This window comes from Micromonospora sp. KLBMP9576 (genome assembly GCF_050941805.1).
GTDB lineage: Bacteria > Actinomycetota > Actinomycetes > Mycobacteriales > Micromonosporaceae > Micromonospora.
The window spans coordinates 4,851,401-4,873,905 of record NZ_CP194567.1 but is presented as its reverse complement, the minus strand read 5'-3'; the positions used below and the strand labels follow the sequence as shown (position 1 = coordinate 4,873,905).

Below are 22,505 nucleotides of genomic sequence, written 5' to 3'. Positions count from 1 at the left end.
AAACGGGCTGTGCGTGAGGGAATTGCGACCATGCGGGACATGGGCCTTACCGACAAGGTGGTCATGGTCACCGGGGCGGGCAGCGGTATCGGGCGCGCGACGGTGGCCGCGTTGGCTGCTGTCGGCGCACTGGTGGTCGCCGCCGGTCGACGCTTCGAACCACTGGAGGCCTCGCTCCGGATCGCGGGCCTGGGCTCGGCGAACGGGCTCGCCGTGAGCTGCGACGTCACCGACGAGAGCAGCGTCGCCAATGCTGTCGAAACCGCTATCTCACGATTCGGTCAGCTTGATGCTGCGGTGAACACCGCTGGTAGTTTTGGGCCCATGAGCCGGCTCGCCGCTTCGCGTTACGACGACGTGATGGAGGTCGTCTCGGTCAACCTCATCGGGACGTGGCTGTGCCTCAAGCATCAGGCGAGCGCCATGAGCAGTGCGCGGGGGGGATCAATCGTGACCACCGGCTCGGTCGCCTCGTTCCTCGGCCACTCGGGCAGCCCCATGTACGCGGCGGCCAAGCACGGAATTGTCGGCCTCACCAAGTCGGTAGCGCTTGAACTCGCCCCTCGGAACATCCGGGTGAACGCGATCTGCCCGGGGTCCACCGACACTCCGATGCTCCACGAGCTCTATCCCGACGCGGCACAGCTTCAGGCCCGCGCCGACCGCGCCCCGCTGGGCCGCATCGGGCAACCGGAGGAGGCCGCCGCAGCGGCTGTCTGGCTCGCCAGTCCCTGGTCGAGCTATGTGACCGGCCAGGCTCTGGCGATCGACGGTGGCGTCACCGCCGGCAGCCCCGCGCCGGTCCGGCAATCGGCCGACTGAGGACGCGACCTCCGGCGACCCGATCCACACATAGGAGAAGCATGAGCGCCACGCTCTACGACAAGGTGTTCGACCTGCACACGGTGCACGATTACGGAGACGGGCGGGTCCAACTGTTCGTCGGGCTCCACCTGGTCCATGAGGCCACCAGCCCGCAGGCATTCGCGATGTTGCGTGAGCGTGGCCTGCCCGTGGCCATGCCGGAGCGCAACGTCGCGACCGCCGATCACGTCATCCCCACCGACTCCATCAGGCGGCCCTTCCTCGACCAGTTGGGCGAGGACATGCTCAGTGCGCTCGAGACCAACACCCGGGACTTCGGGATGCGCTTTCTCGCCCCGAGCGGCGCCGAGTACGGCATCGTCCATGTCATCGGCCCTGAGCAGGGCCTCACCCAACCTGGCATGACGATCGCCTGTGGCGACTCGCATACCTCCACCCATGGTGCGTTCGGCGCGGTCGCGCTCGGCATCGGCACCTCGCAGGTCCGGGACGTGCTGGCCACCCAGACCGTCACCATGAACCGGCTCAAGGTGCGGCGTATCCAGATCGACGGCGCGCTCTCCGCGGGCGTCACCGCGAAGGACGTCATCCTGCACATCATCCACCACCTCGGTGTGGTGGGGGGCGTCGGCTACGCCTACGAGTTCGGCGGCGCGGTCGTGGACAACATGTCGATGGACGAGCGAATGACCTTGTGCAACATGGCGGTCGAGGGAGGTGCCCGCTGTGGTTACGTCAACCCCGACAGGACGACCTTCGAGTTCCTCAAGGGCCGACCCTCCGCCCCATCGGGAGAGACCTGGGATCGGGCCGTCGAGTGGTGGCGGTCCATCGCCTCCGACGCCGACGCGGAGTACAACGACGTGGTGGTCATTCGGGGCGAGGACATTCGGACGATGGTCACCTGGGGCATCAACCCGGGCCAGTCCGTCCCCATCGACGGCGTGCTGCCGGACCCGGCGGCACAGGAACCCGAAGTCGCCGTCTCGTACGCCGAGGCCTACTCCTACATGGGGATGAAGCCCGGTACGAAGCTGAGCGACTATCCCATCGACGTCGCCTTCATCGGCTCGTGCACCAACGGCCGCCTCTCGGACTTCCTGACGGTGGCCGAGGCGCTTCAGCGGACCGGTGCCCGCGTCACCCCCGGGGTCCGCGCGTTGGCGGTTCCGGGCTCCAACGCGGTTCGCGAGGAACTGGTCCGTCTCGGTGTGGACAAGGTGCTCGAGGAGGCGGGCTTCGAGTTCCGGCTCGCCGGCTGCTCCATGTGTCTAGCGATGAACACAGACAAGCTCGTCGGCCGTGAACTCGCCGCATCCTCGTCGAACCGCAACTTCAAGGGACGGCAGGGATCTCCCACCGGTCGAACGATGATCATGTCGCCAATCGCCGTCGCCGCCGCCGCCGTTAACGGCTCAGCCATCGACCCAGCCGAGGTCTTCGGCACCGTTGCCTCCTGAAGGAGACCCTTCCATGAGCACCACTGCCGACCCGCGTATCCGATCGGTCTCCGGGACCACGGTGGTCCTCGACGGCCACGACATCGACACCGACCGGATCATCCCTGCGCGCTTTCTGAAGCATCTGACCTTCGACGCCCTCGGTGACCACGTCTTCGAGGACGACCGCAAGCAGCAGCACGCCCAAGGCGGGCTCCACCCCTTCGACGATCCGGCCCGGGCCGGTGCCGTTATCTTGCTGACCTCCAAGAACTTCGGCTGCGGCTCCTCGCGCGAACACGCCGCCCAGGCTCTGTACCGCTGGGGCGTCCGCGCCGTCGTGGGCGAAACCTTCGGCGAGATCTTCCGCGGCAACTGCGGAACCATCGGCCTGCCCTGCCTCAGCCTCTCCGCCGAGCACGCGCAGGTGGCCCGGAGGATCGCCGCGGCGGATCCGTCGGTCCGGGCCGAGGTCGATCTCGTGCCGGGCGTCTTCCGCATCGGCGACCAGGAGTTCCCGGTGGAGATCTCGCCCTCCCTGCGGGACGCTTTCGTCTCCGGCACCTGGGACACCCTCACCGAACTGCTCAAGACCGTGAGCGATGTTCGGGCCACAGTCGACCGGCTGCCTTACCTGACCGGTTTCCGGACGGCATGAGCGGATCGGTGCCCGGCGGGGGCGGGGCCCGCCCGGGCAGGGTGTGCGTCGGAACCGACCGGGTACTCGACGACCTGCTCGACGAGGTGGCCGACGAACTCACGCGACGCGGCCACGAGGTCGTCCGGGCGGACGACCCGTCGACCGTGACCGCGCCGTTCGACGCGCTGCTGGTGACGTCGCGTACACCCGTCGGTCCCGACCTCCTCGATCGTCATCCGGAGTTGCGAGGGGTGGCCTTCGCCTCCAGTGGAGTCAACTCCATCGACGTCCACGATGCCACCCGGCGCGGCATCGTCGTGGCCAACGGAGCGACCCCGCAGAACCACGGCAGCATGGCCGAAGCGACCATCATGCTCGCCCTGGCACTACGGCTGAGACTTCCGGACCGGATGGCCGCGCTCGCCAACGGCCGGCGGCGGCCACGCCCGGCGGAACTGGACAGCCACTCGCTGCTCGGAGCCACCATCGGGCTGATCGGATTCGGCCGGATCGCCCAGGAGGTGTTCGCCCGGCTGGCGGGCTGGAAGGTGGGGCGGATCCTGTGCCATACCCGCAGCCCTCGTCCGGAGGCGTGGCCCGAGGTGGAGTTCTGCCCACTCGACCGGCTGCTGAGGGAATCCGATGTGGTCAGCGTCCATCTGCCACTGACCGGGGCCACCCGCGGCCTGATCGGCCGAGACGAACTCGGGCTGATGCGTCGAGAGGCCACGCTGATCAACACCTCCCGGGGCGGCATCGTGGACGAGGAGGCACTGGCCGAGTGCCTGCACCAGGGATCGATCGCGGGAGCTGCCATCGACACCTTCCGGATCGAGCCACTGCCCGCCGACAGCCCCTTGCGGGACGCGCCGAACGCGATCCTCACCGACCATGTGGTCGGCCACACCGTCGAGATGTACCGGTCGCTCGTGCCTGCCGCCGTAGCGAACATCGAGCAGATCCTGACCGGAGGGCGGCCACCCCATCTCGTCAATCCCGATGCGCTCGCCTCATCCGTGGTGGCTTCCCGCTGACGGCTCGCCCGGCGCCGGTGTGCTGCACCGCCGCCAGTCACCCGGTGATGCCCTCCCTCCACCCACTCTCGGAAGGCCGTCCATGCTGGTGCTGTTCGAATGCACCTACGGTGCTCAGCGGATGATCGGTTTCGGCGTGCCGGTGGTCGGTGCGCCGGTGCGGATGTACCCCGCCCCAGCGGTCGGACTCGCCGACCTGCTGGGGCGGTTGCGCCACGACGAGACGGCGCTCCGCAGCGCCCTGACCATGGACCGGCCATCCGTCGAGGTGCCGAGCGCCGAGATCTCGGCGGTACAGATGCGGCCGCCGCTTCTTCCGGAAGAGGTGGGCGACGCTCTGGTCAGCGGGTTCATGATGACCCACAACGTCAAGGCCGCCGCCGACGTGCCAGAGCAGCCCAACTGGTTCGTGAAGGGGCTGGGCGACGTACTCAGGACGCCCGACCAGCCGCTGTCCGTGCCCGCCGACGCCGTGGCCGTCACCGAGGAAGCAGAGGTCGTCCTGGTCTACCGGGACGACGAGAACGCGGTCGCGCAATATGTCGGTTACACCTTCGGCAACGACCTCACCGACATCGGGTTGTTCAAGCGGCACGCGGGGCACCTGTCGTACGCCAAGCTCTGTGACACCGCCGTGGCGCCCTGGCTGCATGTCGGTCCGCCCCCGAAATCCGTCACGGGCGAGACCATCATCGAACGAGCCGGGCAGATAAAGTGGAAGAGCGCCTTCACCACCGGTACGGACGCGCTCCACTACGACCTGCACACGATGGTGAGCCGGCTCTTCTCCTACCGGTCCCTGCACCGGCCGGGCCGTGTGCACTACGTCTTTGTCGGCGCGGATCGGGGCAGCTTCCACGGCGGTTTTCGCGCCCAGCACGGCGACCGGGTGATCCTCGACTTCGCAAGCCACGGAGTGACGTTGTCCAACCAACTGGCGTGGGATCTTGGGCAGTGAACCCTCCGATGCTGCTGGTCATGCCGCCTGGCGTGTGCCCTCCACGGGAGCCTGCTGATGAGGCGCGCCACGGCCGCCGGCCGGCCGGTCCTGGTCACTTTCCTGGCGGTTAGGGGCGGGTCAGGCCGAGGGTGGCGGCCAGGCGGGTCACGTCGGCGGTGGGGGAGCCGGCGCGGAGCACGGCGGTCAGTGCGGTACGGGCGGCGGGGCGGATGCGGATTTCGGCGGGGGCGATGGCATCGGCGGTGACCAGGGCCTGGCCGGCGGCGTGCGGGTCGCCGAGGTCGAGGTGGGCGCGGGTGATGTCGATCAGGTGGGCGGCCCGGTGCTCGGCGGGGAGCAGGTGCCAGGCGTCGCCGATCGCCCGTCTGCTGCACGAGGTGGGCTGGCAGCCGGAGCACCTCGCTCGACGCCTCAACGAGTGCGCTGAACGGCACGGGCGCACGGAACGACTGCACCTCAAGACGCCGTACAAGTGGAAGAAGGGCGATATCCCCTCGCAGTCCGTGGCCTCGCTTGACGATGTGTCTCGTTTGGACTGGGCCGAGTTGACGTGGATGGATCGCGCTTCGGTGCGACGCAGTGTCGCGTTTCGACGACGGCCGTCCTCGCGACTGGTGACGTAACTCACGGGCAGCGTCCAGTTGTCGGCGTATGGGGCGACTGCTGAGCGGGCCGCCGACAGGCAGGAGCCATCGACTGCGCAGGGTGATGCTTGCGGCCCCCTGGCGGCGTCCGGATCTAGCCGATGAGAGTAGTCACGTCCTGGACGTCCAGGAGTTCTTTGGTTCTCATGGGCAACGTGAACTCGGGCCTGACTCTCGCTCAAGTAAGGCAAATAGAGAGATGCCCGAGTGTGACCGCTGATGCCCTTGATTTCCGGGGTTTAGGGCAGCCCCGGATCGTCGAAGACCACCTGGGCGAGCGGACTCCCGGCCATCCATGCCTCCACCGAGGTCCTGCGGCCGATCCGTGCCGGGTCGTGCGGCTGGTTCATGTCGGTAACGAAATGGGTGAAAGCCGCGCGCCGTTCCCCCTCGTCGGTGACGATCCGGGCGGTGGCCGAGAGGTCGGCGTGGACGCCGTGCTTGAGGTGGAACGTGAATTGGGGGGTGGCTTTGAGATTGGCCAGCCAATTGCGCCGGCCGGGTAGGCCGCTGAGGTAGATCCGGTCCTGAAAGCGGTAGAACCAGGTCTCAATCCTGCGGGGGCGTCCCGTACGCGCCCCGACGGTGGTGATGTCGACCGTTCGCTCGCGGGCGCTGGAGGCCAAGCCGATGTCCAGCGCCCGGTGGATCGACTCGCTCATGCCTGCTCCGTCGGCAGCACGCGCAGCTCAGCGACCGCGACGTGCCTGGGGCGGGTCACGATGTAGCCCACCGTGTCCGCCACGTCGTGCGCCTGCAACGTCTCCATGGAGGCGTACCAATTCTGATTCGCCTGCCGCACTCCGTCGCGAATGTGATCGGTGAGCTCAGTGCTCACCGCCCCTGGCTCGACGGCCGACACCCGGACGTGCTCACTGCCGAGCTCTTGACGCAGGGCCTCGCTGAACGCCGTGACCGCAAACTTCGACGCCGAATAGACCGCCGCACCACCGTAGGCCGACCGTCCCGCCACTGAGCTGATGTTGACGATGTCGGCCACCGATCGTGGCGAGGTCTGTGCCGCCTCACGCAGATGAGGTAGGGCCGCGTGTGTCAACTCCAGCAACGCCGAGACGTTGAGATCGACGGTTCGCTGCCATTCCTCCAGCGGCGCTTCGACAGCGGGCCCGACCAGCATGACGCCAGCCGCGTTCACCAGGGTGTCCAGCCGCCCCATCTGGTCGACGATTCTGCCGAGCAGGCTTTCGCCGCGCACGGCGGTGATGTCGGCTGCGAAAGCCTCTGCGCGGGCGCCTCGGGACCGCAGTTCGGCGGCGAGCGCCTCGATGTGTTCCGCGCGGCGTGCCACCAAGGCGACAGCAGCCCCCTGGTCAGCGAGAGCCTGAGCCACCGCATACCCGATGCCGCTGCTGGCTCCCGTGATCACTGCGGCTGTCCCGTGGAGACGACTCGCCGTCTGCTGTAGTTCACTCATTTTTCCTCCGATACGAACTAGTTCGTATCGAACGATAACGCCTTCACCGGGACGAGGCAAACGAACTGGTTCGTATATCTTGGTGAGATGGATCGCTCCGAAGCCAGCCGCCGGCGCCTGCTCGAAGCCGCTACTCGTGAGTTCGCGGATCACGGCATCGCCGGAGCCCGCGTCGACCGCATCTCCCGCGAGGCCCGGGTGAGCAAGAACCAGATGTACGCCTACTACACCAGCAAGGAGGGTCTCTTCGAGGCCGTGCTCGCTGACGTGGTCAACGGCGTGGTCGACGACGTCCCCCTCACCACGGACGACCTGCCGGGCTACGCAGTTCGCCTCTACGACGCTTACCTCGAGCGGCCGGAACTGATTCGGCTATCCATGTGGGCTCGTCTGGAATGCACTCCGACCGGGCCGCTCTTCCCAGTGGACCCCGCCAAGACGGAGGCCTTGAACCAAGCCCAGAAGGCCGGCACCGTACGAGCGGACTTCCCGGCCGTTGACATCCACGCCCTGGTCATCGCCCTTGCGCTTGCGTGGTCTCCGGCAAGCCTCACTGACGCGGTCGACGCCGGGGCACCGACGGCAGAACACGACCGGCGCCGCAAGAGCCTGGCTGCCGCGGTCCGGAGCGCCTTCACCGCCGCCTGCAAGGTGAATCCCTCTCCGATGCCCCATTTCGTGGACGAGGCTGCGGCCCCGTAGCCGGGCAGCAAGCCTCTTCCAGAGCCTCGGGCAACTCGGAGATCGTTCGGCGCTCAGCCACGCTATGGTCGGTCGTGGTGGCCAGGCAGGCGACGGCCGTTCATTTCGCGAGGCGCCAGGTCGCCCTTTCCGTACGTCATGGCTTTGATCCTGCTCAGGATCGTTCCAGCGGGCACCGTGATGATGCCGATCAGGTCGGTTGGCGGGTGTGATGGCCCAGTACCCGGCTCAACAGGTGGGTCAGTTGCTCGCGCTCGTCGGCCGAGAGCGGTGCGAGCAGCTCGTCCTGCACCCTGGCGAGCTGCTTCTCCAGCCGACGCAGTTGCCGTCGCCCGGCGGGGGTGACGGTGATGACGTTGCGTCGCCGGTCGGCGGGGTCGGGGGCGCGGGTGACGAGTTCCTGGTCGGCGAGTTCGTTGACGGCCGCGACGATGTCGCTGAAGTGGATCCCGCTGCGGCGGCCGAGGGTGGCCTGGCTGGCGGGTCCGAACTCGTCCAGGGTGGCGAGCAGGCGGTAGTGGTGGCCCCGGGCGTCGACCGCCGCGAGGCCGGTGCTCACCAGCCGCCCGGCGTGCATGGCGGTCTGCGTGATCAGCCAACTCGGCAGGCCGGCCAGGCGGGCCGGTGTCAGGTCTGGGGTCGGAGCTTCCATGTGACCAGCCTAGACAGGCTCGTTGGCGCGACTAACGAACTCGACACGATCGGCCTGCTAACGTTGGTACGACAAACGTTAGTGGGACCAATGACCGACAGTCTCGGAGATGACCTTGATCAAGCCGTTCCGCGTCGACATTCCCGCCGCCCACCTCGATGACCTGGCCGGTCGGCTGGCCCGCACCCGCTGGCCGGACGAGCTGCCCGACGCCGGGTGGGACTACGGCCTCCCGCTGGCCCGCGTACGCGAGCTGGCCGAAAACTGGCGCACCGCGTACGACTGGCGCGAGCACGAGGCGGAACTCAACCGGTACCCGCAGTTCACCACCGAGATCGACGGGCAGAACGTGCACTTCCTGCACGTGCGGTCCGCCGACCCGGACGCGCTGCCGCTGATCCTCACCCACGGGTGGCCCGGCTCGGTCGTGGAGTTCCTCGACGTGATCGGCCCGCTGGCCCAGCAGTTCCACCTTGTCGTCCCGTCCATCCCGGGGTTCGGGTTCTCCGGCCCGACGCGGGAACGCGGCTGGGACGTCACCCGCGTCGCCCGCGCCTGGGCCGAGCTGATGCGCCGGCTCGGCTACCGCCGGTACGGCGCCCAGGGCGGCGACTGGGGTTCGGTGATCTCCAGCAGGTTGGGTGGGATCGCCCCGGAGAACGTCGTCGGCGTGCACCTCAACTACCTGCCCACGCCCCCGCCGCCCGGTTGGGCGGGGGAGGCCGACCTGTCCGCGGGGGACCAGGCGCGGCTGGCGCGGATCAAGCAGCTCATGGCGCAGCGGCACCCCCACCAACTCCTCTACGCCACCCACCCGCAGACGGTGTCCTACGCGCTGATCGACTCGCCCGTCGGCCAGCTCGCGTGGATCGCCGAGAAGTTCGCGGAATGGGCCGACCCGCAATCCGCGATCACCACCGACCGCATCCTCACCAACGTCGCGCTCTACTGGTTCACCGCGACGACGGCGTCCGCGGCGCGGCTCGTCCGCGAGAGCGCATTCGGCGGCCCACCACCGCCCTGCCCGCCTCCGGTGGGCGTGGCCGTCTTCGCCCACGACATCACCCAGTCCGTACGCCCCCTCGCCGAACGGAGCTACCGGATCACCCACTGGAGCGAGTTCGATCGCGGCGGCCACTTCGCCGCCATGGAGGTGCCCGACCTCTTCGCCGACGACGTCCGGGCGTTCTTCCGCGACCTGCGATGACGCCTGCCGACCCGGGTGGCACCAGGCCCGCAGCCGTCGCCAGGGCGGCGGTCCCGCGGCCCAGCCCAGGATGATCACGACGCCACGGACCCCGAAAGGGCCGCGAGACGTCCGTGGCGTCCTGATCAAATGGACGCCGGCGCGGCGGGGCGGCCGGTTGAGCGGGCGCCGCCCGTACGAACCGGGGTCTGGCGCGGCAGTCGGTCGCGTACGACAATCTCAGGACGCTGGCCGTGCCGTCAGCCGCAACGGTCGGATTTCACGAGGGAGCTGAGCAGACATGGGGCTTATCGCGTGGCGTAGGTCGACCCGCTCGGGCGACAGCGGCCGGTGCGCCGAGACGCGGGACCGCGATGCCCTGCTCGACGTGCGCGACCGCGAGGCTCCCGCCGTCGGGATGCTGAGCTTCGAGCATGCCGCCTGGGGCGCGTTCGTCACCGGCGGCAAGGCGGACGGCGACCGCCGCCGCTGAGCTGCGGCGGCACGGATAGTCGACTCTGCGGCTCTTCACCATCTACGAACGGGAACTCGACGACGCCCGCCGGGCCGCCGAGGTCTTCGCCGCGATGCGCGTCTCGTCGGCGAGCGGTAGGGCATCGGGACGGCGGTCCACCGCCCAACCGCGGCCGGGTCTACCGCGGCAGCAACTGAAGGCCGAGCCCCCGTCACCGGTCTCCGGCGGCACCCGTCGGGAGCACGGCCTCCCGCCCCGCGATCGTGCGCGCCCGCTGGCTCAGCTCGTCGACGCGCCCGACGAGCCCGCGTACGGCCGCGTCGTCGTCCGCGCCCACCGCCGCGACCCGGTCGAGCAGCGCGGCGTAGTCCGAGGCCAGCGTCAGGTACCTGCCACGGAACGCCCTCCCCGCGCGGGTCCGGCGCGGTGCCGCCGCGTACCGCTGGTCGAGGTCGATGATCTGCTGCGCCAGCACGGCGATGGCGGCGCTGAGCGCGCCGCGACCGTCGGCGATCTCCTCGCGGCGTCGGCGTCGGGCGTCCGCCAGCCGGCCCGCCCGGCGGCCACCCAGGTAGAGCGCCGCCGCCCCGACGACGACGGCCACGATGGCTGCCGCCGCGAGCAGGAAGCGGGGCAGCGACGGGCTGATCGTGCGCGCGCCGTCCGGCACGGTGCCGGCCTTCACCAGCAGGTCGTAGTTGACGGTGACGACCTTCAGCGCCTCCAGGGGGCGGTCGGCGAAGGTGTCGACACCCCGGTCGATGATCATCTCTGCCACGGCGGCCCGGCCGAAGTTCTCGTCGTCGCGCTCGGGCAGCAGCGCACACCCGTACGTGTCGTAGTCGTCCCCGTCGCGACTCAGCAGCAGCACGACGTTCCCGTCGGCGGCGCGTTTGACCTGGTGGCATCCCCGCCTGAGGTCGGCACCCGGGGCCAACAGCAGCACGACCAGCCGGCGGTTGCCGATGATCCGTTCGGCGGCGGCCCGGTCCAGTTCGACGCCCGGTGCCGCGTACACGGACGAGGTGCGGACCTGCCGGGCGGCCGGACCGTCGAGCAACCCGCCCGTCCACGACGCCCAGCCGGCCAGCACCAGGCAGGCCAGGGTGGCGAGGCCGAAGGGCGTGGCGAACGCCGCACCGATCCGCTGGCGGTGCAACCGGGTCACGACAGCCTGCCCTGTAGGTAGAGTTCCGGGCGGTAACCGGCGAGCCCCACCGTCTGGGCGCTGTCGTCCAGTTCGTCGGCCGCCTCGTTCAGCAACGCCCACACGTGCCGCTCCGGCAGCGCCTCGTCCAGCGCGGCACGGGCCGCCTGGAGCTTGCCGATGCCCCGGGTCAGCGCCGGATCGCTGCGGGTGTCGGTCAACAGGGACATCTCGACGGCGAGCGCGGTGAGACCGGCCAGCCGGGCCGGCGCGCCTCCCCGCCGGATCCCCGCGTTGACCGGCCGGCGCAGCGACCGGACCGAAAGGGCCAGGAACGCCGCCACGCAGCCCGCGAAGAGCCACGGCAGCGCGGGCAGCGCCACCCGCAGCGGATCGACCGGCCGGTACGGCAGCGGCCGGTCGAACAGCCCCGAGTAGCGGATGTCGGTGACCCGGTCCAGGTAGACCGCCAGCACCTTGTCCTGCGAGTAGTCGTACTGGCTGATCCGGTCGGCGAAATGGCCGTAGAAGCTGGCCCCGGCCACCTCCGCGAAGTCCGCGGCCGGGCCGTGGTATTCGATCCAGAGGCCGTACATCACGATGATCGGGGTGTCCGGGAACAGCCCGGTCAGGGCCGGCCCGTACCGGGGCAGGGGTTCGCCGAACGGCTGCGCGGGAAGCGCCACGTACCGGGCTCCGCCCGGGAACGCGGTCTCAGCGGTCTCGGTGGGCACGCCGGTGAGGGTCGCTCCGGCCGCGGCGTGCAGGCCGGTGGCCCGCAGGTCGGCGGCGACGGTGGCCAGCTCCCGGTCGCTCGGCTCGCGCCACCGCAGCTCCTCACGGTCGGCTGGGACGGGCACCTCCCGCAGCTTGGCGATCAACGTGACCAGCGGGCCCGTCACGTCGACGGTGGCGAACTGCGCGCGCCAGCCGGCCAGATCGTCGAGTGTGGCGCGGTAGAGGTCGCCGACGACCTCGGTGCCGATCACCACGATGGTGGCGTTCTCCACGTCCCGTACCCGGCGTTGTTCGTCCTCATCGAGAAAGGGCGGCGCGACCAGGATGCGCAGGGGGTGGTCACCGGCCGCCTCGCGGACGGCCTGCTCGTTCCAGCGGGCGGTCGCGCCGGGCAGCCGCACCACGGGACTGGCGGCCACCAGCGCGGTCATCTCCTCCACCGACGGTACGCTCGGGTCGCCCAGCCTCGGGGCCGGTCCCTTCCCGACCTTGGCCGAATCGGCCGGCGAACGCCCGTAGCTGACCTCGATGCCGTGCTGCTGCTGGGCGTGCAGGAAGACCACCAGGACGACCGCGGCGATACCGAGGAGCACCCAGCGCAGCAACTCCCGGCCGGCGGTCACGGGTGCGCCCGCCACAACCGGTCGGCCTCCCGGGCGTGCTGCGCGGCCAGCCGCGCGGCGGACACCCCGCCACCGGCGGCCGCGATCAGCTCGGCGCGGCTCAGCGACTGCTCGGCCGCCGGCACCGGGCTCGTCGCCGCGTCCCGGCTCACGGCCGCGCTGTCGATGGCCGCGCGGGCGGCGGACCAGGCGGTCCGCCGTTCCCGGTCGCGCGCCCGCCGCCCGGGCAGCAGGGTCGTCGCGACACCCGCGCCCACCAGCAGGACACCACCGACCAACCAGACGAAGAGGGTGTGGGACATGGGCTCCAACCGTCGGACGAAGGGTACGGGGGCGATCGGCAGTCGATGGGCGGGCACGGGTACGACCGAGTCTGACTGACGGAGTCGAACCTCGTGCCCGAGCCGGCGGGCGCCGTCTCGGAGTTCGCCCGCGTCATCCCGCCCGGTGGGGTGGCAGCCGCTACGTGGCGCCGGACGGGTCGATCCGGCTCACCGCCCGGGCGTGGGCAGTCCGGGGCACGACACCGGCCTGAGCCTCGGCCGGGCTGGTGCTGCTGTTGACCACGCCCGACATTCACCCTCGACTGCCGCGCCGCCGCCCCCGGTCGACCCGGGGGCGGCGGGGGCGTCAGCGACCGCTCTTGGGCAGGTCGAACTGGTCGGCGGCCCGGCAGTCACGCTGGCCGCCGACCGCGTCCGGCCCGGCCCGGTCGAGCGCCGCGCGCGCCCGGACGCGGCCGAGGTTCCAGGCGTACCAGGGGTCCTGTTCCTCCAGGTCCTTCGCGATCCAGCTCAGCGTGCAGCGGCGCACCGGACCGGGCAGGCGGGTCAGGGCCGGCGTGGCGTCCGCCGAGAGCGCCCGCAGGTACCAGGCGTCGATCTTGCCCGTCTGCTCGTACCGGGCGATGTTGCGGCGGGCCGCGTAGTCCTCCGGGTTGAGTACGGCCAGGCCCAGCAGCATCACCACGGCGAGCGCCACGGTCGTGCCGGGGATCCAGGCCCCGCGCCAACGCAGCCCGGCCACCAGGATCATCAGGAAGACGGTGCCGAGCAGCAACTCGAACGCCATCACGAAGAGCCGCTCGCCGGTGAAGCTGTAGACCTTCTGGTACGTGTACATCCGCGACAGCGCCGACACCACGATGACGAAGCTCAACGCGCTGAGCAGGCCCAGCAGGATGCGCAGCAGGTGACGCTCGGTGGCGCTGTCCCGCCGTGCCCAGCGGGCCACCCCGCCGAGCACCGCCAGCGTCAACATGGTCACGACGACGAGCTGCCAGAAGCCGCTGCGCGCGTACTGGGCGTAGCTGAGGCCGGCGGTGCGCAGCACGTGCCGCTGCCCACCGAACAGGACGGTGAACTGCACCGCCACGAAGCCGGCGAACAGCAGCGTCAGGGCGGTGATGACCGGAGCCCACTCCACGAGACCGAAGCGGCGCGTGCCGGGCCGGTCCACCGTCGACAGGTCGACCGGCGCGGCCAGCGTGTAGACGGCGGCGACGGCGCTGAGCCCACCCACGGCGGCGAGGAAGATCCAGCGGACGACCGTGCCGACGTTGACCTCGGGAATAACCTCGCCGAGCAGTACGGAGAAGGCCCCGTCGGCCGAGGAGAGCAGCGCGCCGAAGACGACCAGCGCGGCGAGGGTGGCGGCGGCCGACCCGACGACGCGCCGGGCCAGGCCGGGGTTCACGGAACCGCGCAGGTGACCGCGTACCCACGGCTGTCCCCGGAACGCCGCGAACGGCGCCGCCACCATGCTGAACAGGATCGACCGGACCCGTTTGCCGCCGACGATCGCCAGGGCCGCGCAGCCGAGCGCGCCGAGCACGCAGAACGTCACCAGCCACCAGGCGTTGCGGAAGGTCAGCACCGACAGCAGCGCGAGCGCCGCCACCGCCCAGCCGGCGCGGAGCCGCCGGTCGGTGCGGGACAACTCCGCCCCCGTGCGCCGGACCGCGAGGAGCACCGCGACGGTCAGCACGAGCCAGCCGAGGAACCAGCCGATGCCGGTGCGGGTGAGCGGCACGAAGAACGCCAGCCCCAGCGCCCCGGCGAGGACCGCGGCCGGCACCGACCGGTCCCGGGCGGCCTTCGGCCCCGGCCAGCGGGTGGCGAGGAACGACGGCTGGCGAGGCGCCGGCTGGCGGCTGCCGTACGGCCTGAAGGCGCCAGCCGGCTCCCCCGTCCAGTAGGGCCCGTGCAGTTGGGTGGTGACCGGGGTCGCGGCGGCCAGCGGCGGGTGACCCGCGGGGGTTTCGGCGGTGACCGGCTCGGTGACGGCTGCCGGGGCGGCGGCGGGCGTTTCGGTGGCGGCCGGCGCGGTGCTGGCCGGCGGCGCGGTGGTGGGCGCCCCGGTGGCGGTCGGCGGCGTGGTGGTGGGCGCCTCGGCGGCGGTCGGCGAAACGGCGGCGGTCGGCGCGGTGTCGGGTGCCGGCGGCGCGACGGCTGACGGCGGGCCGTCGGCCTCGGGCACCGGGGCTCCGGTCGGCCGGGACCCCGCGACCGGCGTGGCGGCGACCGGCGTGGCGGCGACCGGCGTGCCGCCCTTGTCCGGCTCCACGACGGGTGCCGGGGCGGGCGGAGCCGTCGACCCGGACGACGTCGCCTCAGGGGCGACCGGCACGAGCGGGATGAACACCACGTAGCCGCGCGTCCCGGCCGGGATGTCGACGGGGATCGCCCAGGCGGGGGCGCCCTCCGCCCCGGGCCACACCAGCGGCGGCGGCGCACCCTCGGTGGCCGGCATGGCGAGCAGGTGTGGCGTCGCGGCCCGACGATCGTCGCCGCCGGCGCTACCGGAGGTCTCGCCGGAAGCTCGGGGTTCCGGCACCGGAGGCGGCTGAGTCATGGAACCCCTCTCTGATCAGTTAGGTCGGCACACTGTACGGCTGGGCCAGGCCCGCTGCCGCCCCTGACGGGGCAGGCGCGCCGTCGATCCCCGGTGACGGGCACCGCCCTGGTCGGCGGCACGGCCCGCGGCACCTGTGGGCGGCCGTGCCGCACGGGCAGGTCAGTCACCTGCCGGCGTCGCTCGCCGGCCCGCAACCATGGCCTCGGGCTGACCAGGGTGGCCGCGCAAAGGACCCCCCGTTCGCCAGGGTGGACACCCCGATGCGCCGCACCCGCCACCCCGGAGGCGCCCCGCGCCCGGACGAGGTCGTGGCCAGGGCGGGGTCGGCACAGCTTCGGCCGGAGCACAACAACCTCCGGCCGTCGGATGACCGACAGGACGCCGAGCGCCTTCCCGACGCACTGTTATAGCAGGTGAGAGGCGTAAGGATGGCGGTCCACATCCACCCCTCGGGCCCGGCGGGGACAGCAGCGTCCCCGCCGACACCGCCATCACCGAGCCCGACCCCATGACGGCCCCGGCGTAGCGTAGCGCCGGCGCACCCCACGGACCTCCGCGCTTCGGTGGCCTCGGTCCGGTCGTCGCCCCGCCTCATCCTCCCCGCCGGATCCGCCGTGGACACGAACCGGCCGGTCCGGTGACCGAGCACGAGAGGAGCCGGCCATGGCCGCTCCCACCGTCACCGCCTCCCTGAACGCCTCCACCTACTCGCCCGGCGACCAGATGACCATGACGATCACCTACGGCGACGCGGACACGAAGCCGGTGACCGTCACGATCGTGGTCACCGACGCGCAGGGCAACAGCAGTGCCCCGGTCAAGGTCACCGCCGTCATCGACCCGCTCACCGTCACCGTCGCCGACGACTCGGGCCGCACCTGGAACAGGGTGTCCGACAACGGGTCGGTCGCCGTGCACCGGGCGGTGGCGTGATGCCCCGGGTCACCGTCACGGTGCGCGACAACGGCGGGCGTACCGCCACCGCCACCGCCGACTACACGATCGCGTCCCCGGTGCTGGGCGGCTACTACCTCTCCGGCGGCGCCGACCCGACAGCCGACATGGCCGGTGGGAACTTCCGCTCGCTGACCCAGTACCGCAGCTTCGCCGACGGCTACATCTTCCCCGGCTATCAACGCCCGTGGCTGATCACACTCGGCCGCGCGGGGGTGCGGATGAACATGGTGCTGGAGCTGAAGCACTACGGCGCGCCCAATGCGGGGCCACAGACCTTCACCGTGGACGGCGTCACCTACACCGTCCCGGCGCCCGCGATGACCATCCAGCAGCGCCCCGGCACGACCTGGCCCCGGGCGTACGGCTACGGCCAGGTCCTGGCCGGGCACTGCGACGGGCTGTTCGCCCGCGCCCTGTCCCAGTACCGGACCCTGGGCTTCGGGGTGAACATCCAGCTCGCCTCCGAGCTGGACACCGACCACGAGTTCGGCACCACCGAATCCGGCGTCGCCTACACCTGGGCGCAGTCGGACGCCCGCGCGGTGCAGGCGATGACGTACATCGTGAACTGGTTCAAAGCCCGGCAACTGCCCGCCGGCAGCACCTTCTCGGTGGGGGTCGGCGGCTTCGACCGGGCCTGCTACCAGCGCACCCACCCGGAGGCGCTGATGGCCCGGCTCGACTTCCTCCAGTGGAACGTCTACGCCACCAGCCCCACCCACACGGCGCTGGCCCGGTTCCGCCGGACGAAGGACTGGGCGGTGGCCGACCTCGGCCCCGTCGCCCTGTCCCGGCCGGTGATCATCGCCGAGTGGGGCGTACGGGTGGCGGAGGTGCCGGACCAGGCGGCCTGGATCGCCACCGTGCCGGCCGCGATCACCCAGCTCAACGCCGAGCGGGGTCCCCGGATCGCGCGCACCAACTACTTCAACTCCGGCTGGGGGACGCTGTCGCCGAAGCAGGCGGGGCTGGCCGCGTTGCGGCGGGCGTACGCGACCCGGCCGTACGTGTAGGGGGAACCGGCCGGCGTCGGGTCCGACGCCGGCCAGGCCCGTCCCGGCGTCAGTAGGCCAGCTCCACCGGCCGGCCCAGCACCCGGGCGCCGTTGTTGGCGAGCCAGCCCTCGGCCGCCGCCGCGTGCTGGCTGAAGGTGTGGACGTCGCGGAACCGCCGCTGCAACGGTGACGAGTCCCGGGCCGCCCCGCCGCCGGCCGCCCGGTAGCAGGTGTCGACGGCGGCGGTGGCCCGCTCCGTCACCCAGGGCAGCGCGGCGGAGATCCGGGGGTGCAGGGCGGGGATCGTCGTCGGGTCGGTGGCGCAGGCCGCCCAGAGTTCGTCGGCCAGGTCCCGCAGCAGCGCCCGGGCGGCCCGTACGTCGAGGTCGGCGCGGCCGAGCTGGAGGCGGAAGGCCGGCGAGTCGGCGAGCGCCTGCCGGGCGTAGAGCCGCTGCCGGCCACCGTCGAGCAGCGCGACCATGTCGTCGAGCGCGCCCTGCGCGATGCCGACCGCCACCGCACCGAGGTGCAGCACGAAGTGGACGAGCGGCGCCACGAAGCCCGGCCCCGGTACGCAGGGCACGCCGGTGAACAGGTCGAAGCTCTCCGGCCCGGGGCAGAACTCGTCGGCGACCTCGATGTCGTGGCTGCCGGTGCCGCGCAGGCCCAGCACGTGCCAGGTGTCGTGCACGGTGACCCGGGCCGCCGGGAAGAGCATCGAACGCACGGCCGGCGGCTCGCCGTCCCCGGTCAGCAGGCAGTTGCCGAAGAGCCAGTCGGCGTGCCGGGAGCCGCTGGCGAACGCCCACCGGCCGGTGACCCGGAAGCCGCCGTCGGTCGGCTCGGCCCGCCCCTGCGGCGCGAACCCGCCCCCGGCCACCACGTCCGGCCCGTCGGCGTAGATCTTGTCGAACCGGTCGCGGGACAGCATCGCCAGCAGGTGCGGCGTCTCGGCGCCGATCATCACCGTCCAGCCGGTGGAACCGTCGGCCCGGGCCAGCGCCTCCAGCACCCGCAGGCCGGTGCGCAGGTCCGCCTCGTACCCGCCGTGGCTGCGGGGGACGAACATCCGGAAGCAGCCGGCCGCCCGCAGCGAGTCGAGCAGGTCGGCGGGGAGCGCCCGGGCCGCCTCGATCTCACCGGCCCGGCGGGACACCTCGGGCAGCAGCGCGTCCACCGCCCCGACCAAACGGTCCCGGTGCTGGTCCTCCATCGGTTCCTCCCCGCCTCGTGGCCTGGCCTCCACTCTGGACCGGAGCCCCGGCCGGTGGCCAGGGCACCCGCTATCGGATGCCCGCCACTTCGCCGGCCCCTCGCCGCTCCAGCCGCCGGTCGGCCCGCCCGCCGTGGGGTTGGGCCGGATCCGAGCGCCGGGCCGGGGCGGCTCCCTATGCTCGAGGCATGGAACTGCGGATCTTCACCGAACCCCAGCAGGGCGCGACGTACGACGACCTGCTCGCCGTGGCCCGCTGCGCGGAGGACGCCGGCTACGGCGCCTTCTTCCGCTCCGACCACTACCTGAAGATGGGCGCGGTCAGCGGCGACCCCGGTCCCACGGACGCGTGGACCACCCTCGCGGGCCTGGCCCGCGACACCCGGCGGATCCGGCTGGGCACTTTGATGACCGCCGCCACCTTCCGGCTGCCCGGCCCGCTGGCCATCACCGTCGCGCAGGTCGACCAGATGAGCGGCGGCCGGGTCGAGCTGGGCATCGGCACCGGCTGGTACGCCGAGGAGCACACCGCGTACGGGATGCCCTTCCCGCCGCTGGGGGAGCGTTTCGACCGGCTGGAGGAGCAGCTCGCGGTCATCACGGGGCTCTGGGCGACGCCGCCCGGCGACACCTTCGACTTCGCCGGCACGTACTACCCGGTCAGCGACTCGCCGGCGCTGCCGAAGCCGGTGCAGAGCCCACGCCCGCCGATCCTGCTCGGCGGCATGGGCCCGAAGCGCACGCCCCGCCTGGCCGCCCGGTACGCCGACGAGTTCAACCTGCCGTTCGCCTCGATCGAGGACTCCGTCGCCCAGTTCGACCGCGTCCGGGCCGCCTGCGCCGGGGCCGGCCGGGACCCGGGCGAGCTGTGCTGGTCCAACGCCCTGGTGCTGTGCTGCGGGCGGGACGACGCCGAGGTGGCCCGGCGGGCCGCCGTGATCGGCCGGGACCCGGCCGAACTGCGCGAGAACGGCCTCGCGGGCACCCCCGCCGAGGTCGTCGACAAGATCGGCCGGTACGCCGAGATCGGCAGCGAGCGGCTCTACCTCCAGGTGCTCGACCTGGCCGACCTGGACCACCTGGAGCTGGTCGCGGCCGAGGTCAAGCCGCAGCTCTGAGAAGCCGCCCCCGCTCCCCGGCGAGCCGTCAGGGGCGCGTCGGTTCGACGCCCGCGCGGGGCGCCGGCCCCGGGTGGGGCACCGGGCGCGGCGCGGGCGGGGGCGCCGGCGTCGGCCGGGGGCCGGGGGAGGTGCGGGCGGCCGGATCGCGGTAGCTGCTCATCGGCGCGGGGTTCCCCGGCCGGCCCGGCGTAACCCTGCCCGATCGACCGGTTTCCGTGCGGCCGTCGGTCGTCGGATGATGCGTCGGGTGAGCACCCCGGCGGCCGTGCCGCGTCACAACTGGGCGGGCAACGTCCGCTACGCGGCGCGCCGCCGCCACCGCCCGACGTCGGTGGACGAGCTGCGCCGGCTGGTGGCGGGCAGCGACCGGCTCCGGGCGGTCGGCACCGGGCACTCCTTCAACCGCCTCGGCGACACTACCGGCGACCTGGTCTCGCTGGCCGGGTTGCCCGCGACGGTCGAGCTCGACCCGGACCGCCGGCGGGTCACCGTGCCGGCCGCCATGCGGTACGGGGACCTCGCGGCCCACCTGCACGAGCGGGGGTACGCCCTGGCGAACCTCGCCTCGCTGCCGCACATCTCGGTCGCCGGGGCGGTCGCCACCGGCACCCACGGCTCGGGGGAGACGGTCGGCAACCTGGCCAGCGCGGTCGCCGGGCTGCAACTGGTCACCTCCGGCGGTGACCTGCTGACCGTGGACCGGGCGGCTGACGGGGACACCTTCGCCGGGATGGTCGTGGCGCTGGGTGCGCTGGGTGTCGTCACCCGGGTCACCCTGGACGTGGTGCCGGGCTTCGCCGTCCGCCAGCACGTCCGTCTCGGGCTGTCCCGCGCGGCGCTGGACGCGGCGTTCGCCTCGGCGTACAGCGTCAGCGTCTTCACCGACTGGCGGTCGCCGCTGCTGCGGGAGGCCTGGGTCAAGCAGCGCGCGGACGCGGACCCGCTCCCGGCGGACTGGCTCGGCACGACGGCGGCCGACGCGCCGCGGCACCCGGTGCCGGGCATGCCCGCGCGGCACTGCACCCCGCAGCTCGGCGAGCCCGGTCCCTGGCACGAACGGCTGCCGCACTTCCGCCTCGGGTTCACCCCCAGTAGCGGGGCGGAGTTGCAGTCCGAATACCACGTGCCGCGCGCCTCGGGGGCGGCGGCGCTGGCCGCGCTGGACCCGGTGGCGCACCTGATCGCGCCGGTGCTCCAGGTCTGCGAGCTGCGGGCGGTGGCCGCCGACGGGTTGTGGCTCAGCCCGAACCACGGGCGGGACAGCCTGGCCATCCACTTCACCTGGACCGCCGACGCGGCGGCGGTGCTGCCGGTGGTGGCGGCGGTGGAACAGCGGCTCATGCCGTTCGCGCCGCGCCCGCACTGGGGGAAGGTCTTCGGTCTCGCCCCGGCGGCGGTCGCCTCCGCCTGGCCCCGGTACGCCGACTTCCTCGACCTGGCCCGCCGGCTCGACCCGGACGGCACGTTCCGCACGGATCTGCTCGACCGCTACCTCGTGCGGTCCTAGCGGCCGGGCCGCACGGCCGACTGCTCCCGGAGGCTGCCGCGCTGCACGGCCCGGCTGATGTCGCTCGGGGAGACGATCCCGACTAGCCGGCCGTCGGCGACCACCAGCGCCCGCCCGTCGGCGCACTCGCTGAGCCGGGGCAGCAGTTCGTTGAGCGACTCGTCGGGCCGGGCGAGCACCAGCTCGTCGGCGCGGCAGGCCACCTCGGCCAGCGTGGTGCTGGCCCGGCGCTCCGGCGCGATCCCGCGTACCCGGTCGAGGGTCACCAGGCCGACGGGCCGTTCGTCCTCGGTCAGCGGCAGCGCCGTGTGCCGGTACGCGAAGAGGTAGTGGTCCACGAAGTCGCCCACCGTCATCTGCCCCGAGGCGGTCTGCGGCTGCGGCGTCATCACGTCGGCCACCCGCACGCCCTGCAACGCGCTGCCCATCCGGGCCTGCCGCTCCTCCATGCCGGCGGCGCCGATCAGGAACCAGCCGATCAGGGCCAGCCACAGCCCCCCGAAGCCCACGCCGGCCAGGAACTGCCACAGCCCCAGGCCGATCAGCACCGCGCCGAGCACCCAGCCGGCCCGGGCGGCGACGACGGACGCCTTCGTCCGGTCGCCGGTGAACTTCCAGACCGCCGCGCGCAGCAGCCGACCGCCGTCCAGCGGGGCGGCCGGCAGCGCGTTGAAGACGGCCAGCAGGACGTTGATGCCCGCCAGCCAGGCCAGCGAGCCGAGCAGCAGCCCCTGCACCCCGGCCAGGGCGAGCGCCACCGCGATCGCGCCGAAGAAGAGCCCGATCAGCAGGCTCACCAGCGGGCCGACGCCCGCGATGCGCAGCTCCGCGCCGGGGTCGCGCGCCTCGCCGCGCAGCTCGGCCACCCCGCCGAAGAGCCAGAGGGTGATCCCGCCGACCTCCAGCCCGTTGCGCTTGGCGACGATCGCGTGCGAGACCTCGTGGGCGAGCAGACCGAGGAAGAAGACGACCGCCGCGGCGAGCCCCGCCAGGACGTACGCGACGACGGACTCGTCCGGGTAGGCCCGGGGGAACTGGTTGGCCGCCAGCCCCCAGGCGATCAGCGCGAAGATGACCAGGACGCTCCAGTTGACCCCGACCGGTACGCCCGCGATCCGGCCGAGCCGGAAACTCGCCCTCATGTTCGGGTACTACCCGCGACAGCCCAGCCCATGCCCGCGCGGGTCAGGCAGTCCTGCCGGCCGGGGAACGGGCGGATCGAGGCGGTGCCGGGCGGAACTGTGCGCAGGCCCGTCGATCGCCGGGGGCCCGTCAACCGTCCGACGGTATTTATTTAGATATTTACATGTATTACAGTGACGCCGTGCCTACCCGTACGGGTAGGGGCGGCCCAC

General features: G+C 72.1%; 22 protein-coding genes. 12 read left to right on the top strand and 10 right to left on the bottom strand.

The window, feature by feature from the left end:
* The first annotated feature begins 39 nt into the window (after positions 1 to 39).
* The 5 genes from ACQ452_RS21365 (at position 40) to ACQ452_RS21345 (ending at position 4,896) form a co-directional block, all read left to right on the top strand.
* A complete protein-coding gene (locus ACQ452_RS21365; protein WP_433386891.1) occupies positions 40 to 822 on the top strand; it encodes an SDR family NAD(P)-dependent oxidoreductase in 783 nt (260 codons plus the stop codon).
* Between the two features lie 41 nt (positions 823 to 863).
* The gene (locus tag ACQ452_RS21360) at positions 864 to 2,285 is read left to right on the top strand and encodes a 3-isopropylmalate dehydratase large subunit (protein WP_433386890.1); all 1,422 of its coding nucleotides are present in this window, start codon (positions 864 to 866) and stop codon (positions 2,283 to 2,285) included.
* Between the two features lie 61 nt (positions 2,286 to 2,346).
* Positions 2,347 to 2,922, top strand: a complete 576-nt coding sequence (locus ACQ452_RS21355; RefSeq protein WP_433386889.1) for a 3-isopropylmalate dehydratase small subunit — start codon at positions 2,347 to 2,349, stop codon at positions 2,920 to 2,922.
* Positions 2,923 to 3,008: 86 nt separating this feature from the next.
* Positions 3,009 to 3,938, top strand: coding sequence for an NAD(P)-dependent oxidoreductase (locus tag ACQ452_RS21350; RefSeq protein ID WP_433386888.1), 930 nt, complete (start codon positions 3,009 to 3,011; stop codon positions 3,936 to 3,938).
* Positions 3,939 to 4,059: 121 nt separating this feature from the next.
* Positions 4,060 to 4,896, top strand: coding sequence for a hypothetical protein (locus tag ACQ452_RS21345; RefSeq protein WP_433386887.1), 837 nt, complete (start codon positions 4,060 to 4,062; stop codon positions 4,894 to 4,896).
* A gap of 109 nt (positions 4,897 to 5,005) precedes the next feature.
* Here the strand turns inward: ACQ452_RS21345 and ACQ452_RS21340 are convergent, their stop codons facing one another.
* The 3 genes from ACQ452_RS21340 to ACQ452_RS21330 all read right to left on the bottom strand — a co-directional run bounded on the left by ACQ452_RS21340 (position 5,006) and on the right by ACQ452_RS21330 (position 6,978).
* Entirely contained in the window at positions 5,006 to 5,314 is a 309-nt protein-coding gene (locus ACQ452_RS21340) for a hypothetical protein (RefSeq protein ID WP_433386886.1), read from the bottom strand.
* Positions 5,315 to 5,782: 468 nt separating this feature from the next.
* On the bottom strand, positions 5,783 to 6,205 hold the full coding sequence (locus ACQ452_RS21335; protein WP_433386885.1) for a nitroreductase/quinone reductase family protein: 423 nt from the start codon (positions 6,203 to 6,205) through the stop codon (positions 5,783 to 5,785).
* Positions 6,202 to 6,978 (bottom strand): SDR family oxidoreductase, encoded by a 777-nt coding sequence (locus ACQ452_RS21330; protein WP_433386884.1) that lies wholly within the window; start codon positions 6,976 to 6,978, stop codon positions 6,202 to 6,204. Before ACQ452_RS21330 ends, ACQ452_RS21335 begins: the two co-directional genes overlap by 4 nt.
* A gap of 87 nt (positions 6,979 to 7,065) precedes the next feature.
* Between ACQ452_RS21330 and ACQ452_RS21325 the strand changes: the two genes are divergently transcribed.
* Positions 7,066 to 7,680 carry a TetR family transcriptional regulator gene (locus tag ACQ452_RS21325; protein ID WP_433386883.1) on the top strand — a complete coding sequence of 205 codons (615 nt, stop codon included), beginning with the start codon at positions 7,066 to 7,068 and terminating at the stop codon, positions 7,678 to 7,680.
* Positions 7,681 to 7,870: 190 nt separating this feature from the next.
* Here the strand turns inward: ACQ452_RS21325 and ACQ452_RS21320 are convergent, their stop codons facing one another.
* Positions 7,871 to 8,332, bottom strand: a complete 462-nt coding sequence (locus ACQ452_RS21320) for a MarR family winged helix-turn-helix transcriptional regulator (protein ID WP_433386882.1) — start codon at positions 8,330 to 8,332, stop codon at positions 7,871 to 7,873.
* Between the two features lie 109 nt (positions 8,333 to 8,441).
* On the opposite strand from ACQ452_RS21320, the gene ACQ452_RS21315 reads away from it, so the two are divergent.
* Together ACQ452_RS21315 and ACQ452_RS21310 are read left to right on the top strand one after the other, a co-directional pair.
* Positions 8,442 to 9,539 (top strand): epoxide hydrolase family protein, encoded by a 1,098-nt coding sequence (locus tag ACQ452_RS21315; protein ID WP_433386881.1) that lies wholly within the window; start codon positions 8,442 to 8,444, stop codon positions 9,537 to 9,539.
* A gap of 280 nt (positions 9,540 to 9,819) precedes the next feature.
* Complete coding sequence (locus ACQ452_RS21310; protein ID WP_433386880.1) at positions 9,820 to 10,011, top strand: DUF397 domain-containing protein; 192 nt, start codon at positions 9,820 to 9,822, stop codon at positions 10,009 to 10,011.
* Between the two features lie 193 nt (positions 10,012 to 10,204).
* Here ACQ452_RS21310 and ACQ452_RS21305 read toward each other — a convergent pair whose 3' ends face one another.
* From ACQ452_RS21305 to ACQ452_RS21290, 4 genes are all read right to left on the bottom strand, one after another.
* Positions 10,205 to 11,161 carry a hypothetical protein gene (locus ACQ452_RS21305; RefSeq protein ID WP_433386879.1) on the bottom strand — a complete coding sequence of 319 codons (957 nt, stop codon included), beginning with the start codon at positions 11,159 to 11,161 and terminating at the stop codon, positions 10,205 to 10,207.
* On the bottom strand, positions 11,158 to 12,516 hold the full coding sequence (locus ACQ452_RS21300) for a hypothetical protein (RefSeq protein WP_433386878.1): 1,359 nt from the start codon (positions 12,514 to 12,516) through the stop codon (positions 11,158 to 11,160). Before ACQ452_RS21300 ends, ACQ452_RS21305 begins: the two co-directional genes overlap by 4 nt.
* The gene (locus ACQ452_RS21295; RefSeq protein ID WP_433386877.1) at positions 12,498 to 12,803 is read right to left on the bottom strand and encodes a DUF6403 family protein; all 306 of its coding nucleotides are present in this window, start codon (positions 12,801 to 12,803) and stop codon (positions 12,498 to 12,500) included. The genes ACQ452_RS21300 and ACQ452_RS21295 overlap by 19 nt, the downstream gene beginning before the upstream one ends.
* Before the next feature lie 328 nt (positions 12,804 to 13,131).
* On the bottom strand, positions 13,132 to 15,354 hold the full coding sequence (locus tag ACQ452_RS21290; protein WP_433386876.1) for a DUF4153 domain-containing protein: 2,223 nt from the start codon (positions 15,352 to 15,354) through the stop codon (positions 13,132 to 13,134).
* A gap of 666 nt (positions 15,355 to 16,020) precedes the next feature.
* Here ACQ452_RS21290 and ACQ452_RS21285 point away from each other — a divergent pair.
* Positions 16,021 to 16,290, top strand: coding sequence for a hypothetical protein (locus tag ACQ452_RS21285; protein WP_433386875.1), 270 nt, complete (start codon positions 16,021 to 16,023; stop codon positions 16,288 to 16,290).
* Positions 16,290 to 17,327, top strand: a complete 1,038-nt coding sequence (locus ACQ452_RS21280; RefSeq protein WP_433386874.1) for a hypothetical protein — start codon at positions 16,290 to 16,292, stop codon at positions 17,325 to 17,327. The genes ACQ452_RS21285 and ACQ452_RS21280 overlap by 1 nt, the downstream gene beginning before the upstream one ends.
* Positions 17,328 to 17,376: 49 nt before the next feature.
* Here ACQ452_RS21280 and ACQ452_RS21275 read toward each other — a convergent pair whose 3' ends face one another.
* Positions 17,377 to 18,522, bottom strand: a complete 1,146-nt coding sequence (locus ACQ452_RS21275; protein WP_433386873.1) for an acyl-CoA dehydrogenase family protein — start codon at positions 18,520 to 18,522, stop codon at positions 17,377 to 17,379.
* Between the two features lie 188 nt (positions 18,523 to 18,710).
* Between ACQ452_RS21275 and ACQ452_RS21270 the strand changes: the two genes are divergently transcribed.
* Together ACQ452_RS21270 and ACQ452_RS21265 are read left to right on the top strand one after the other, a co-directional pair.
* Positions 18,711 to 19,640, top strand: a complete 930-nt coding sequence (locus ACQ452_RS21270; protein ID WP_433386872.1) for an LLM class F420-dependent oxidoreductase — start codon at positions 18,711 to 18,713, stop codon at positions 19,638 to 19,640.
* Between the two features lie 268 nt (positions 19,641 to 19,908).
* Positions 19,909 to 21,150 carry an FAD-binding protein gene (locus ACQ452_RS21265; protein ID WP_433394300.1) on the top strand — a complete coding sequence of 414 codons (1,242 nt, stop codon included), beginning with the start codon at positions 19,909 to 19,911 and terminating at the stop codon, positions 21,148 to 21,150.
* Here the strand turns inward: ACQ452_RS21265 and ACQ452_RS21260 are convergent.
* Complete coding sequence (locus ACQ452_RS21260) at positions 21,147 to 22,292, bottom strand: site-2 protease family protein (RefSeq protein WP_433386871.1); 1,146 nt, start codon at positions 22,290 to 22,292, stop codon at positions 21,147 to 21,149. The two genes, ACQ452_RS21265 and ACQ452_RS21260, sit on opposite strands and share 4 nt — an antisense overlap.
* Positions 22,293 to 22,505 lie beyond the last annotated feature (213 nt).

Bases quoted from the DNA above. Each gene is read 5' to 3' on its own strand.
- ACQ452_RS21315 (WP_433386881.1), top strand. From the start codon at position 8,442: ATGACCTTGATCAAGCCGTTCCGCGTCGACATTCCCGCCGCCCACCTC.
- ACQ452_RS21260 (WP_433386871.1), bottom strand. From the start codon at position 22,292: ATGAGGGCGAGTTTCCGGCTCGGCCGGATCGCGGGCGTACCGGTCGGG.
- ACQ452_RS21310 (WP_433386880.1), top strand. From the start codon at position 9,820: ATGGGGCTTATCGCGTGGCGTAGGTCGACCCGCTCGGGCGACAGCGGC.
- ACQ452_RS21285 (WP_433386875.1), top strand. From the start codon at position 16,021: ATGGCCGCTCCCACCGTCACCGCCTCCCTGAACGCCTCCACCTACTCG.
- ACQ452_RS21320 (WP_433386882.1), bottom strand. From the start codon at position 8,332: ATGGAAGCTCCGACCCCAGACCTGACACCGGCCCGCCTGGCCGGCCTG.
- ACQ452_RS21365 (WP_433386891.1), top strand. From the start codon at position 40: ATGGGCCTTACCGACAAGGTGGTCATGGTCACCGGGGCGGGCAGCGGT.
- ACQ452_RS21280 (WP_433386874.1), top strand. From the start codon at position 16,290: ATGCCCCGGGTCACCGTCACGGTGCGCGACAACGGCGGGCGTACCGCC.
- ACQ452_RS21290 (WP_433386876.1), bottom strand. From the start codon at position 15,354: ATGACTCAGCCGCCTCCGGTGCCGGAACCCCGAGCTTCCGGCGAGACC.
- ACQ452_RS21345 (WP_433386887.1), top strand. From the start codon at position 4,060: ATGATCGGTTTCGGCGTGCCGGTGGTCGGTGCGCCGGTGCGGATGTAC.
- ACQ452_RS21330 (WP_433386884.1), bottom strand. From the start codon at position 6,978: ATGAGTGAACTACAGCAGACGGCGAGTCGTCTCCACGGGACAGCCGCA.
- ACQ452_RS21295 (WP_433386877.1), bottom strand. From the start codon at position 12,803: ATGTCCCACACCCTCTTCGTCTGGTTGGTCGGTGGTGTCCTGCTGGTG.
- ACQ452_RS21270 (WP_433386872.1), top strand. From the start codon at position 18,711: ATGGAACTGCGGATCTTCACCGAACCCCAGCAGGGCGCGACGTACGAC.
- ACQ452_RS21325 (WP_433386883.1), top strand. From the start codon at position 7,066: ATGGATCGCTCCGAAGCCAGCCGCCGGCGCCTGCTCGAAGCCGCTACT.
- ACQ452_RS21360 (WP_433386890.1), top strand. From the start codon at position 864: ATGAGCGCCACGCTCTACGACAAGGTGTTCGACCTGCACACGGTGCAC.
- ACQ452_RS21335 (WP_433386885.1), bottom strand. From the start codon at position 6,205: ATGAGCGAGTCGATCCACCGGGCGCTGGACATCGGCTTGGCCTCCAGC.
- ACQ452_RS21275 (WP_433386873.1), bottom strand. From the start codon at position 18,522: ATGGAGGACCAGCACCGGGACCGTTTGGTCGGGGCGGTGGACGCGCTG.